Annotated in this window: 11 protein-coding genes; 7 read left to right on the forward strand and 4 right to left on the reverse strand. The window is 70.2% G+C overall.

The features are described 5' to 3' along the window. Positions 1-26 precede the first annotated feature (26 nt). The 3 genes from AB0C30_RS37520 to AB0C30_RS37530 all read left to right on the forward strand — a co-directional run bounded on the left by AB0C30_RS37520 (position 27) and on the right by AB0C30_RS37530 (position 5,458). Positions 27-2,459 carry a glycoside hydrolase family 3 N-terminal domain-containing protein gene (locus tag AB0C30_RS37520; protein ID WP_357952967.1) on the forward strand — a complete coding sequence of 811 codons (2,433 nt, stop codon included), beginning with the start codon at positions 27-29 and terminating at the stop codon, positions 2,457-2,459. Further along, entirely contained in the window at positions 2,399-4,474 is a 2,076-nt protein-coding gene (locus tag AB0C30_RS37525; RefSeq protein ID WP_357952968.1) for a beta-galactosidase, read from the forward strand. Before AB0C30_RS37520 ends, AB0C30_RS37525 begins: the two co-directional genes overlap by 61 nt. A gap of 633 nt (positions 4,475-5,107) precedes the next feature. Continuing rightward, positions 5,108-5,458: an STAS domain-containing protein gene (locus tag AB0C30_RS37530; RefSeq protein WP_357952970.1), complete on the forward strand. Its 351-nt coding sequence runs from the start codon at positions 5,108-5,110 to the stop codon at positions 5,456-5,458. On the opposite strand, the gene AB0C30_RS37535 is transcribed toward AB0C30_RS37530, so the two are convergent. From AB0C30_RS37535 to AB0C30_RS37545, 3 genes are read right to left on the reverse strand one after another with little or no spacing between them, the layout of a single operon-like run. Beyond that, a complete protein-coding gene (locus AB0C30_RS37535) occupies positions 5,453-5,947 on the reverse strand; it encodes a GAF domain-containing protein (RefSeq protein WP_357952972.1) in 495 nt (164 codons plus the stop codon). The two genes, AB0C30_RS37530 and AB0C30_RS37535, sit on opposite strands and share 6 nt — an antisense overlap. Positions 5,948-6,002: 55 nt before the next feature. Next, positions 6,003-7,661 carry a 2-succinyl-5-enolpyruvyl-6-hydroxy-3-cyclohexene-1-carboxylic-acid synthase gene (gene menD, locus AB0C30_RS37540; protein WP_357952974.1) on the reverse strand — a complete coding sequence of 553 codons (1,659 nt, stop codon included), beginning with the start codon at positions 7,659-7,661 and terminating at the stop codon, positions 6,003-6,005. Beyond that, positions 7,658-8,602: an o-succinylbenzoate synthase gene (locus tag AB0C30_RS37545; RefSeq protein WP_357952976.1), complete on the reverse strand. Its 945-nt coding sequence runs from the start codon at positions 8,600-8,602 to the stop codon at positions 7,658-7,660. The genes menD and AB0C30_RS37545 overlap by 4 nt, the downstream gene beginning before the upstream one ends. A 48-nt stretch (positions 8,603-8,650) precedes the next feature. Here AB0C30_RS37545 and AB0C30_RS37550 point away from each other — a divergent pair, with 48 nt between their 5' ends. From AB0C30_RS37550 to AB0C30_RS37560, 3 genes are all read left to right on the forward strand, one after another. Continuing rightward, on the forward strand, positions 8,651-9,787 hold the full coding sequence (locus AB0C30_RS37550) for an AMP-binding protein (protein ID WP_357952978.1): 1,137 nt from the start codon (positions 8,651-8,653) through the stop codon (positions 9,785-9,787). A gap of 46 nt (positions 9,788-9,833) precedes the next feature. Beyond that, complete coding sequence (locus tag AB0C30_RS37555; protein WP_357952980.1) at positions 9,834-10,181, forward strand: hypothetical protein; 348 nt, start codon at positions 9,834-9,836, stop codon at positions 10,179-10,181. Between the two features lie 173 nt (positions 10,182-10,354). Beyond that, entirely contained in the window at positions 10,355-11,680 is a 1,326-nt protein-coding gene (locus AB0C30_RS37560) for a sigma-70 family RNA polymerase sigma factor (RefSeq protein ID WP_357952981.1), read from the forward strand. A gap of 161 nt (positions 11,681-11,841) precedes the next feature. On the opposite strand, the gene AB0C30_RS37565 is transcribed toward AB0C30_RS37560, so the two are convergent. Next, positions 11,842-12,240 carry a hypothetical protein gene (locus tag AB0C30_RS37565; RefSeq protein ID WP_357952983.1) on the reverse strand — a complete coding sequence of 133 codons (399 nt, stop codon included), beginning with the start codon at positions 12,238-12,240 and terminating at the stop codon, positions 11,842-11,844. A 113-nt stretch (positions 12,241-12,353) separates the two neighbouring features. Between AB0C30_RS37565 and AB0C30_RS37570 the strand changes: the two genes are divergently transcribed. Next, a complete protein-coding gene (locus tag AB0C30_RS37570) occupies positions 12,354-12,914 on the forward strand; it encodes a TetR family transcriptional regulator (protein WP_357645222.1) in 561 nt (186 codons plus the stop codon). Positions 12,915-13,053: the final 139 nt, after the last annotated feature.

A 13,053-nucleotide genomic window follows, 5' to 3' on the forward strand; every position in this document is an offset into this window, starting at 1 on the left:
CAGTGACGAACTATTGGGATACCGGCTTGCCGGCCGATGACCGAGCCGAGTTGTTGCTGAGGAAGATGACCCTGGAGGAGAAGTGCGGCCAGCTCACCTCGGTCATGCCGTGGTCCCTGGTCCGCGCGGACGGCTCAGCCGCGGAGGGCGCCGAGGAGCTGCTGGTGAATCCGCCGGGTCATGTCGCCCAGCTGATCGTCGACGACCCCGCTCAACTGGCCCGCCTGGTGGGAACGATCCAGCATCGGTTCGTGACGGGGACCAGGCTCGGCATTCCGGCGCTGCTCCATGCCGAGGCGCTGAACGGGTTCCTCGCGGGCGGTCACATGGTCTTCCCGACCGCCATCGGGCTCGCCGCCACCTGGAGCCCTGAGCTGGTGGAGGAGATGACGGACCTCATCCGCCGCCAGATGCGCCGCACAGGGCTGCCGCATGCGCTGTCACCGGTGATGGACGTCGCGCTCGATCCCCGGTGGGGCCGGGTGCACGAGACCTACGGCGAGGATCCGTACCTGGCGGCCGCGTTCAGCGTCGCCTTCACCCGCGGTCTGCAGGGCGCCGACCTCGCCGAAGGCGTGGTCGCCACGGGCAAGCACTTCCTCGGCTATGCCGTCACGGCGGGCGGGCGCAACCAGTCGGCGTTCGAGGCGGGTTCCCGGCAGACCCGGGACCTGTTCGCCTACCCCTTCGAGGCGGCGATCCAGATCGCCGGCCTGAAGTCGGTGATGAACGGCTACGCCGACATCGACGGCGTCCCGGCGGGCATCTCCCGGGAGACGCTCACCGGCCTGCTGCGCGGGACACTCGGCTTCGACGGTTTCGTGTCGGCCGACTACGCGACCCTCGAACAAGTGGTCACCCGGCAACGGGCCGCGTCGACCCCCGGCGAGGCGGGCCGGCTGGCGATCACCGCCGGGCTGGACGTCGAGTTCCCGACACCGTTCGCCTACGGGTCCGCGCTCGTCGCGGAGGTGGAAGAGGGGCGGCTCGACGTGCGCGACGTCGACGCCTGCGTACGGCGGGTGCTGCGGGCCAAGTTCGAGCTCGGGTTGTTCGAGAACCCGTATCCGCAGGAGCACATCGACATCACCGCCGTGGCGCGCGAGGGCGAGACGCTGTCGCAGCGGCTCGCCCGCCGGTCGGTGGTGCTCGCCAAGAACGACGGCATCCTGCCCCTGCCTCAGGAGGGGCCGACCGTAGCGGTCATCGGCCCGCACGCCGACGCCGTGATCCGGCAGTTCGCCGCCTACACCTATCCGGCGTGGCGGGAGGCGGTCAACGGCCTGGAGCTCGGCGAACACGGCACCATGGCGGGCGCCGAGGGGATCAAATCATCATGGTTCGACAGGCTGTTCTCACCGGTGGACGTGGCGGCCCTGGCCCGCGACCGTTATGGAGCCCGTCCGCTCGCCGAGGAGATCGCCGCATTCGCCGGCGACGTGCTGACCGAGCCGGGCTGCACGATGACCCGGCCACTGGGGCAGGAGGCGGTGGAGCGGGCCGTGGAAGCCGCCCGCGGAGCCGATGTCGTGGTGCTCGCCCTGGGCGGCGCGAGTCTGTGGTTCACCGGTGAACGCACCGAGGGAGAGGACAGCGACTCCGCCGACATCTCGCTGCCCGCCGCTCAGGCCCGGCTCGCCGAAGCGGTGGCCGCCACTGGCAAGCCACTCGTGGTGGTGCTCGTCCAGGGGCGGGCCTACGCGCTGCCCGAGGTGGTACGCGACGCCGCCGCGATCGTGGTGAGCACCTTCGGCGGGCCGTACGGGGCCAAGGCGGTGGCCGAGGTGCTCTTCGGCGCCGTCAATCCCAGTGGCAAGCTGCCCTACAGCGTCCCCCGCCACAGCGGCCAGATCCCGGTCCATCACCACCAGAAGGCAGGCACCGGCTACCGCAGCCCGCTCCCGGCCCACATCCCCCGGCACTACCTGGACATGGAGGCCACGCCGCTGTACGCCTTCGGCCACGGTCTGAGCTACACCGACTTCACGCTCACCGACCTGGCATGCGATCCCGAGGTGGACACGACCGGCACGGCAGGCATCAGCGCCACCGTCACCAACACCGGAACGCTCGCCGGAGCCACGGTCGTCCAGCTCTACCTGCGGATCAACACCTCGGGCGTCACGCGCCCGGCGCAGCAGCTCGCCGGATTCCACCGCGTCGAACTCGCCCCCGGCCAGTCCTGCCGCCTCACCTTCCACGTCTCGGCCGCCCAGCTCGGCTGCACCAACCTGGCCCACGACTTCGCCGTCGAACCCGCCACCGTCGAAGTCTTCCTCGGCTTCGACTCCGACGACCGCGCGCTGACCGGATCGTTCGAGCTGATCGGCAAGCCCCGCGTGCTCACCAGCAGCGAGCGCGCCTTCCTGTCCGAGACCACGACCGCAAAGGAATCCGCATGTCGCGAGTACTGTTCGGCGCCGCCTACTACCCCGAATACCACCCCGCCGAACTGCTGAAGACCGACCTTGACCTGATGGCCGAGGCGCGCTTCTCCGTCATCCGGGTCGGCGAATCCGTCTGGTCCACCTGGGAGCCGGACGACGGCCACTTCAACCTGGACTGGCTGCAACCGACGCTGGACGGCGCGCACGAGCGCGGCATCGGCGTCATCCTCGGCACGCCCACCTACGCCGCGCCGCCATGGCTGGCCCGCCTCTACCCGGAGATCGCCGGCGAGGCGGCGACCGGGCAGCGTATGAGCTGGGGTGCGCGCCAGGAAATGGACTTCACCCACGCGGCGTTCCGCTTCCACGCCGAGCGCGTCATCCGCAAGGTCGTCGAGCGCTATGCCGATCACCCAGCCGTCATCGGTTACCAGGTCGACAACGAGCCGGGCCTGCACCTGCTGCACAACCACGGCGTCTTCCAGCGCTTCGTGAACCGGCTGCGCGAACAGTACGGCGACGTGCGGAGGCTGAACGAGGAGTGGGGCCTGGTCTACTGGTCGCACCGGCTGTCGGACTGGGCCGATCTGTGGACGCCGGACGGCAACACCCAACCGCAGTACGAGCAGGCCTGGCGGCGTTTCCAGGTCGACCAGGTCACCGAGTTCATCGCCTGGCAGGCCGAAATCGTCGGGGAGTACAGCCGCCCCGGTCAGTTCGTCACCACCTGCGTCGCCTACGATCGGCCCGCCGTCGCCGACGACGACCTGACCCGGCGGCTCGACGTCGCCACCGGCAACCCGTACTACGGGATGCAGGACGCTCTCGCCCTGCCGGCGCAGCGGGGCGGCGGCCAGAACTGGGCGAGCCAGGACACGTGGGCGTTCTACCGAGCGGCCGACAGGATGTACTCCTCCCGCCAGGAGCCGTTCCTCGTCACCGAGACCAACGCCCAAGCCATCGGCCCGTCCTGGGTCAACCAGCCCGGATACGACGGGCAGTGGCGCCAGGCCGCCTGGGCGCTCGTCGCCCGTGGCGCGTCCATGGTCGAGTACTGGCATTGGCGGACGCTGGTGTTCGGCAGTGAAACCTACTGGGGCGGCGTGCTGCCCCACAGCGGGCGCCCCGGCCGCACCTATCGGGAGATCGCCCGCATCGGCGTCGAGCTGGAGCGGGCCGGCGACCTGGTCGCGAATCTGACGCCGGACGCGGACGTCGCGATGCTGTACTCCCACCCCAGCAAGTGGGCCATGATCGCCCAGCCGGCCCTGGCCACATCCGACGGCGGCCCGGACGGGCGCTCGTACGACGCCATCTTCGACGCCTTCTACCGGGGCGCGTTCGACGCCGGCCTTCAGACGCGAGTGCTGCACGCCGGGCAAGCCGTTGCCGAGGACCCGGCCGAAATGGCCAACAAGCACCCGGTGCTGGTGGCCGCCGGACTGTACGTGGCCGGCGACGCCACTTTGGACTGGCTGGCCGCCTACGCCGGTGCAGGCGGGCACCTGGTCCTGGGGCCGCGGTCCTGCTACGCCGACCACGAGGCCCGCGCCCGCCGCGACGTCCAGCCCGCCCGCCTCGCCGACGCCGCCGGAGCCTGGTACGACGAGTTCAGCAACCTCGACGCGGAGCTGCCGTTGCAGGCCTCTGACGGCTCGCCGCTGACCCTGCCCGAAGGCGCGGCCGGCACCCGCTGGGCGGACGGGCTGCACACCGACGGCGCCGACGTTCTCGCCGCCTATGACCACCCGCACTTCGGGCGGTTCGCCGCCGTCACCACCCACCGCCATGGGCAGGGCCGGATCACCTACGTCGGCACCATCCCGAACCCCGCCCTGGGCGAGAGCCTGTTCCGCTGGCTGCTGCCGGATGCCGGACCCTGGGGGCTGCTGCCGACCGGCGTCACCTGCACCGGCGCCACCGCCACGGACGGCCGCCGGGTCCGTTTCCTGCACAACTGGACCTGGCAGGAGACGACGGTGACCATCCCGGTCGCAGTGCGCGATGTGCTCGACGACATCGGGCACGAGCCCGGCGCACAGGTACGGCTCGGCCCCTGGGACGTGCGCGTCCTGCTGGAAACATGATCGTGAGGGTACGCACCGCGTGAGGTCCTTGCGACGGGACGACCCCGCTGTCCGGGCTCCTCGACCGGGCGACGGACGCTCTCAGCGAACTGAGCGGGGTCGGGTATGACCTGGAAACACCCTCGTAAACCGATCGGTTTTGTTTCGCCGGAACCGCGTCATCCTCGCGGTTTGACCATCGAGGCGAAGCCGAGTTCGGACGGGCTGATCAAAGCCACGCAGGAGGCCATGCGTGGCGCCGCGCCCATGAACCCCGCCTGACCGGCGCCGACTGGGCCTCCAACCGCCTGCGCGGCGGGTGCCGGAAGGCTCCCTCGCGTGGAATTCCCCCAGGCCTACAGCAAGCTCCAGAGGCGCCCGTCGGAGCAGTTGGTGAACTGTGGTCATCATTTCTGGCTCATATCACAGCTCTTGACCCTACGAGCGCCAAAGGACTTGTACACTTCGTTCTGGAAGCACACAGTTACACAAAGTGATGATCCACACATCTGGTGCAAATCGCATTTGCGATTCCTCGTGGCGTCCGGACCCCGCGCCACGTCAGGTGTCGAAGTTGGCGGCCGGGCATACCCCAGAAGGCTCCCACAGTCGGCAGATGTTCCAGTGTGGGAACACAACAGGGGAGCCGAGCGCATGGAGCCACTGCACCTGACGACGAACCGTCAGGGGGCGAAAGTTATCGTGCACGTCTCCGGGGAGCTGGACATCGCCACCACATCGGTGCTGCGTGACCACCTGCTCGACATCCTGAGGGAGACCTCCAACGGACACCGGAAGATCGACGAGGTCGTCATGGAGCTGAGCGGGCTGTCGTTCATCGACGCGGCCGGCTTGGGCGCTCTGGTGAGCATTCAGGACCACGCGCGGCGCAACGCCATACCGTTGCTGCTGTCCGGGGTCCCACCGCAGATCGACCGGCTACTCCTGATCACCGGGCTCAACCGCCAGTTCCCCACAGACCCGCCGCCGTACAAACCCCTATAGGACTAACGGCGCCCCAGGGAGCGCGCCGATCACCTCCTCGCGCACCCGCATGGGCAGCGCGCTCACCGCGGCGAACCCATGGTGGCGGGCCTGCTGGGCGAAGCGCGGCCACCTCCGGCGCGCTTCGGCGCCGTCCGTGTCCGGGCAGTGCACGACCTCGCCGCCGCCGACGCAGTCGAGGCAGGGCCCCTGCGCGTACCGCAGCTGGAACAGCTCCAGTGACCGGGCCCGCTCGCCGGAGGCGGCCATCAGCCGCAGCTCCCCAGGCTGATCGGTCACCAGCAGCCCTGCGGCGTCCACACCCAGCAGCTCCACGCAACGTTCGGCGAGCAGACCCATGAAGTCGGCCGCGTCGGAACCGGTGACCAGCGTGTCGGCCAGAGCGACGAACGCCTCCGCGACCCCCCGCCCCGATACCGTTGGCGCCGCCGCCACGGCGCGCACATGAGCCAGCTCGGTGTCCACCGCCGTAGGAGACTCGGATCCCACAGCCGCAGGATACGCGAAGACCGGCCAAATCACCGGGAATCACCCACCTGACGGATCAGGTCATACAGTCCCGGACCGCGGCATGAGCGGCCTCGCGCAGCCGGGCGTGCACCACGGCGTTCGCCTCCCGGTCCGTACGCACCTCCACCAGGCGCGGCCCCTCTCCCCGCAGCGCCTTGGGCAGGTCGGACAGATCCTCCACCAGCTGGTACGGGGTGCCCGTCGAAGCGGCCACATAACCGAGATCGACGCCGTGCGGCGTACCGAAGACCCGCTCGAACGGATCCCTGACCGCAGCCTGCGGCAACAACGAGAAGATGCCGCCACCGTCGTTGTTCACCACCACGAGGCACAGGTCCGGCCGCGGCTCCCGGGGACCCAGGATGAGGCCGTTCTGGTCGTGCAGGAACGACAGGTCGCCCATGAGCGCGTACGACGGCCCGTTGTGCGCCAGCGCCGCCCCCATCGCCGACGACACCAGCCCGTCGATACCCGACGCGCCCCGGTTGGCCAGCAGCCGCAGCCCCCGCCGGGGGCGCATCGCCTGGTCCAGGTCGCGGATCGGCATCGAGGAGCCGCAGAACAGCAGCGCCCCGTTCGGCATCGCGTCGACCAGGTCGCGGGCCAGCCGGGGCTCGCTGGTGCCCGAGGCGTCGAGCACCTCGTCGATGGCCGATCTGGCCGCCTGATCGGCCTGCCGCCAGGCGTGCAGCCACGTGTCGTCACCCGAGGCGACCGGGATCTCCACCGCCTGCGCCACCTGCGTCGCCGACCGGGTCGGATCGGGCCAGCGATCGAGGTCGGTGGCGACCACGATGTGCTCCCCGGCCCGCCGCAGCCACGACAGCAGCGGCCGCGACAGCCCGGGACGGCCGAGCGTGACCACCACGTCGGGGCGGTGCGCGTCGGCGAACTCGGGCGTGCCGAGCAGATAGTGGTAGGTGGACACGGCGTGGTCGCCGTAGCGTCCGCCGCCGTTCGGCTCCGACACCACCGGCCAGCCCGCCATGCCGGCCGCGGCGACGTAGCGGCGGACGTTCGCGGCGCCGTCGCCGACCACCAGCACGCCGCGCCTGGTCGGCGGGATGTGCAGGGCGATGGGCGGCGGCGCGACGCGGGCGCGCACCCAGGGGCCGTTGGCGTCGCCGTCGAGCGACTCACACCACGAGGTGTCGCCGTCGGGGATCAGCGGCTCCCTGAAGGCCAGGTTCAGGTGCACCGGCCCCGGAGCGGCGGGCCCGGCGGCGCGCTGGTAGGCCCGGCAGGCCAGCGACCGCCAGTAGGCCACCTGCCCCGGCCGGTCCTCGGGCACGCCGACCTCGGCGAACCAGCGCACCGCCGAGCTGTACAGCTTGATCTGGTCGATCGTCTGATTCGCGCCGGTGCCACGCAGCTCGGGCGGGCGGTCGGCGGTGAGCACGAGCAGCGGGACGCCCGACTCGCTCGCCTCGACAACGGCCGGATGGAAGTTGGCGGCGGCCGTGCCGGACGAGCAGATCAGCGCGACCGGCCGCTCGGCACGCCTGGCCAGCCCGAGCGCCAGGAAGGAGGCCGACCGCTCGTCGATGCGCACGTGCAGCCGCACCCGCGACTCGGCGTGCAACGCCAGCGCCAGGGGGGCCGAGCGCGAGCCGGGCGCGATCACGACGTCGGTGAGGCCGCAGCGCACCAGCTCGTCGACCAGGACCGTGGCCAGCGCGGTAGCGGGGTTCACAGTGACGCCTCCTGCATCCGGCGAAGCCACGACGGAGATTCAATCTCAAATGCCGACAAAAGCTGAAAATTCACCGCAGGACGTCGCACGGCCAGCCGCCCGTCCACGGGCACCAGCGAATCGTCCACCACATCACCCGTGAGCAGCGGCATCGTGCCCAGCCCGCACGCGTACGGCAGCTCCGGCAGCGCCGCGGCCAGCGCGAGCCCCGCCGCCAGCCCCACCGAGGTCTCCACCGCGCTCGACACCACCGCCGGCAGCCCGCACGCCTCCACCACCCGCAACGCGTTACGCACCCCGCCGAGCGGCTGCGCCTTCACCACCGCGATGTCGGCCGCCTCCGCGGCCCTGACCCGCAGCGGGTCCTCGGCGCGCCGGATCGACTCATCGGCCGCGATCGGCACGTCGACCGCCCGCCGCACCGCCGCCAGCTCCTCGAGCGTGGCACACGGCTGCTCGGCGTATTCCAGGTCGAAGCGGTCGAGCTCCTTCAGGTGGCGTACGGCCTCGCCGACCTCCCAGGCGCCGTTGGCGTCGACGCGCAGCCTGCCCGCCGGGCCGAGCGCGTCACGCACCGCCTCCACCCGGGCCAGGTCCTCGGCGAACGTCTGACCCCGCTCGGCCACCTTGACCTTCGCCGTGGCGCAGCCCGACCCGCGTACGAGCTCGAAGGCCTGCTCGGCGGCCACGGCGGGCACGGTCGCGTTGACCGGCACACTGTCGCGCACCGGCTCCGGCCAGCCCTCGAAGGCGGCCTCGCGGGCGCACGCCAGCCAGCGGGCGCACTCGCGCGGACCGTACTCGGGGAACGGCGAGAACTCGCCCCAACCGGCCGGACCGTGCAGCAGAACGCCTTCTCTGACGGTCTGACCACGGAAACGGGTGCGCATCGCGACCCGGAAGACGACGGGAGCCCGGAATTGCACGGGAGAACGCGTCACGACCCTCCCTGCACCGCTGACCGACCTGTCGCCATTAACCTTACGAGCATGTTGAGGAAGCCGTCGCATCCGGACCGGCCGTTGCACGCCGTGGTCGGACCTCCAGGGCCCGAGCTCTTCGCGGCGATCCGTGCCGCCCTGTCCGGCGACGGCCCGGCGATCCTCCCCCTGCCCGCCGGAAGCGCCGCCGGCGCGCTCCGCCCGACGCACGTCAACGGCGTCCGCCAGGACGACGGCCAGGGCGTGCCCCACGACGTGGCGGTGGTCATCGCCACCAGCGGCAGCACGGGAGCGCCCAAGGGCGTGATGCTGTCGGCCAGCGCGTTGCGCACCTCGGCGGCCTCCTCACTGCGCCGTCTGGAGGCGGTCAAGGGCGAGCGCTGGCTGTGCTGCCTGCCGCCCTCCCACGTGTCCGGCTTGCAAGTGCTGGTCCGCGCCCTGCTCTGCGAGAGCGAGCCGATCATCCACCCGCGCTTCGACCCCCACGAGGTGCTCACCTCGGGCGCCGAACACGTGTCGCTGGTGCCGACCCAGCTCCACCGGCTGGTCGAGCTGAACGCCGACCTGTCGGTGTTCCGCTCCATCGTGCTCGGCGGCGCCGCCCCGCGGGCCGGCCTGGTCGCCGAGGCTCGGGCGCTCGGTGCTCGGGTGTTCACGACGTACGGGATGAGCGAGACGAGCGGCGGCTGCGTGTACGACGGCCAGCCCCTTTACAATGTAGATCTCAAAATCGGCGACGACGGGCGCATCCGCGTCGCCGGGCCGGTGCTCTTCTCCGGCTACCGCTTCGGCGAGCCCGCCCCCTTCGACGGCGACTGGTACGTCACCTCCGACCTGGGCGAGCTGACCGGAGGCAGGCTGCGCGTGCTGGGCAGGGCCGACGACGTCATCAACACCGGCGGCGAGAAGGTGGTGGCCGCCTCGGTGGCCGAGGTGCTCGGCGGCCACCCCGAGGTGGCCGACGTGGCCGTGATCGGCCGGCCGGACCCCGAATGGGGCGAGATCGTGGTGGCCGTCGTGGTGCCCGCCGACCCCGCGGGCCCGCCCACGCTGGACCAGCTCCGCGCCTACTCCGCCGACCGGCTCCCCGCCTACGCCGCGCCGCGCCAACTGCGACTGATGTCCCGTTTGCCGCTGCTAGCGAATGGTAAAACGGATCTCGTTAGCCTTAGGACAGGAACCTGATGAGTTGCGGGTGCGTCTTATGGAGGAGAGCAAGGAGGGAGCCTTCATGAACCAGACCCGCAAGATGTGGGCATCCGCGGCGGTCGTCGGTGTGATCCTCGTCGGCGGAGTCTCAGTCGCGGCGGCCGCCTCGGCGGGCAGGCTCGAGAGGGTCGGCAGGGAGACCAGAGCAGTGGTGGAGAAGGAACCGTCCGCCCAGCCGCCGTCCGTCCAGAACGATCAGCTTTCGGAGCTGACCGTCTCGCCCGCGCCGAGTGACGGCAGCGTCGTGTCCAAGGAGCTCAACCCTGACCCGCAGAAGGTCATCGAGTATTGGACGGACAAGCGCATGGAGGACGCCCAGCCCATGCCGATGCCCGAGGTGAAGCCAGGCGAGTTCACCACCGGGGAGTGACGCTCCTCGCGTGTGGGGTGGGTCACCTTTAGGGCGGTCCGCCCCCTTTTTTGTCCCTCCGGGAACAAATAACGCTGAACGGCGTTATTGATACTGGTGCGCCGAGCGGCCGCAGCCGCCCCACCACAATCTTGGTCTGATCGAATTCGACTCCGTATGGAGGAGGTGTCCTCATGCCCCGAACCGCCGTGGCGACCCCACCCACGACCCTCGACCAGCTGATTGACCGAGGGCGAGCTCAGGGTCACCTCTCCTTGGCGGAGCTGCGTGACGCGTTCGCCGAAGCCGGCATCAGCCCCTCGGACGGCCGGTCGATCCTGCGCGAGCTCACCGAGGCGGGTGTCAGTCTCGCCGCCGAGGACGAGCCGTCCCTCGGGCGGGCGCCCTCGCGCAAGGCCACCCGCAAAACCACGACGAAGACCACGACCAAGCGAGCGAACTCTACCCGCTCGAAGGCCGCGGAGCCAAAGACGGAATCCGCCGCACAGGATGAGGACGCCCCCGACGAGCTCGCGCTGGGCCCGGACGCCACGGCCCCGGACGACGCCGAGCTGGAGTCCGAAACGATCGACCTCGACGACAACCAGTCGGTCATGGGCGACTCGGTCCACACCTACCTCAAGTCGATCGGCCGCCGTACGCTGCTCACCGCCGCACAGGAGGTCGAGCTGGCCAGGCGGATCGAGGCCGGCCTGTACGCCGAGTACAAGCTGGAGACCGACCCGGACCTGTCCCCCGCCGCCCGTGACGACCTCGAACTGGTCATCGAGGACGGCAGGGCGGCCAAGGACCACATGCTGGAGGCCAACCTCCGGCTGGTCGTCTCGGTCGCCAAGAAGTACACCGACCGCGGCATGTCCCTGCTCGACGTGGTCCAGGAGGGCAACCTGGGCCTGATCAGGGCCGTGGAGAAGTTCGACTACACCAAGGGCTTCAAGTTCTCCACGTACGCCATGTGGTGGATCAGGCAGGCCATACAGCGCGGCTTCGCCGACTCGGCCCGGACGATCCGCCTGCCCGTACATGTGCTGGAGATGCTCTCCAAGCTGTCGCGCATCGAGCGCGACATGCACCAGAGGCTGGGCCGCGAGCCCACGCCCGAGGAGCTGGGGATCGAGCTCGACAAGACCCCTGACCAGATCGAAGAGCTGCTGCGCACCAGCCGCCAGCCCATCTCGCTCAACGCGACGATCGGCGAGGACGGCGAGACCACGATCGGCGACCTCATCGAGGACGTCGACTCCCCCGAGGCGTCGGAGATCGTCGACCGCCAGCTGCTGGGCGACCAGCTGCGCGGCGTGCTCGGCAACCTCACGCCGCGTGAGGCGAAGATCATGGCCCTGCGCTTCGGCCTGGTCGATGGCAAACCGCACACACTCGACGAGATCGGCAAGCACCTGGGCCTGACCCGGGAGCGCATCCGCCAGCTCGAGAAGGAATCGCTTTCGAAGCTGCGCCACCCGAGCAATACCCGCCCCTTGCTCGACTGGGCCAGCTGATCCGCGACGAAGCCCCGGCACTCCTCGTGCCGGGGCTTCGTCATGTCTCCAGCGGACCGCCTTCGCCCTCTCCCCCGACTCCTGAGGGACCCCAGCCACGACGGACCGTCACAGAGATCGAGACGGTCGCGTGACGAACCACCCGGGAAAGAGTCGGAAGGCTAACGGACGGCGGGCACCGGGCGTGGCACGCGCGGGATCCCCCACAGCCGGTTGTCCTCGCGCAACGTACGCAGCCGATCGACCTCGGCGGTCCACGTGGCCCCCGCGGGCGTCGCCTTGGCCTTGCGGCGGGCGATGCGGTCGTCATAGGCCTTGACCCCGAACGTGGCCCGCTGCCCGCTCTCGGCCGCCCGCAGCGCCTCGCTGAGCGCCTTGTCGAACGCCACTCCGGCGGCCAGCAACTCGAGCTCGTCCGCGGCGGCGGCTCGCAGGTCGCGCAGCGTCCCCTCAGCCAGCCTGGCCTTGTCGAGCAGCTCGGGGTAGCTCTTGGAGATCTCCACGTCCGCGTGGTAGCGGACCTCAGCCTCGCGGCTCACCCGCGGCCGGAAAAACGCCATCGACTCTGCCCCTCATCCCAATCGGCTCCTATCAGGCGACCAGGGTACGCCCGACCGCGACACGCTCCATAATCGGACCCGCGCCGCGCCCTTTACATAGTAAGATGATCTCCATGCCCGCCAAGAGACCGCCGGTTCCCCTCTCCCGCGAGCGCATCATCGATGCCGCCCTCCACATCGCCGACTCCCAAGGGCTCAGGCGCCTGACGATGCGCAGGCTCGGCGACGCCCTGCAGGTGGAGGCCATGGCCATCTACCATCATCTGCCCCGTGGCAAGGAAGCGCTGATGGACGCGCTGGCCGAGCATGTCACCGCCGTCCACGTGGAGCAGGGTCCCACCTGGCAGGACACGGCCAGGGCGTGGTGCCGGGCCGGTCGCGAGCTGCTGCGCGAGCACCCCGGCGTCCTGGCGCTCGCGCTGACCAAACCGCCCAAGGGCGGCACCGCGCTGGCCATCAGGGAGCAGACGGAGCAACTCGCCGACGCGGGCCTGAACGACGCGCCGGAGGCCGTACGAGCACTGCGGGCCTTCGTGTTCGGCAGCGTGGCGGTCGAGGTCCAGCAGTCAGGCTGGGCCGACCCCGAGGTCGACGAGTGGACCAGGCGCGACGAACGCGCCGACGTCGACTTCGAGCGTGGTCTCGACGCCTTGCTGAAGGGCTTGCAAAGCTAGTGGGCGTGTCGAGCTTGGACCGTTATCCTGTATAAGGCACGCTGTGTCGAAGGTCACACTTTCGCATCCTCCTGTAACAGTCCTAACGGACTATGTCCGAACGTGTGACATACGCCGCACACTGAAAGAAAGACAACAC

This window comes from Nonomuraea sp. NPDC048901, from assembly GCF_040649695.1.
GTDB lineage: Bacteria > Actinomycetota > Actinomycetes > Streptosporangiales > Streptosporangiaceae > Nonomuraea.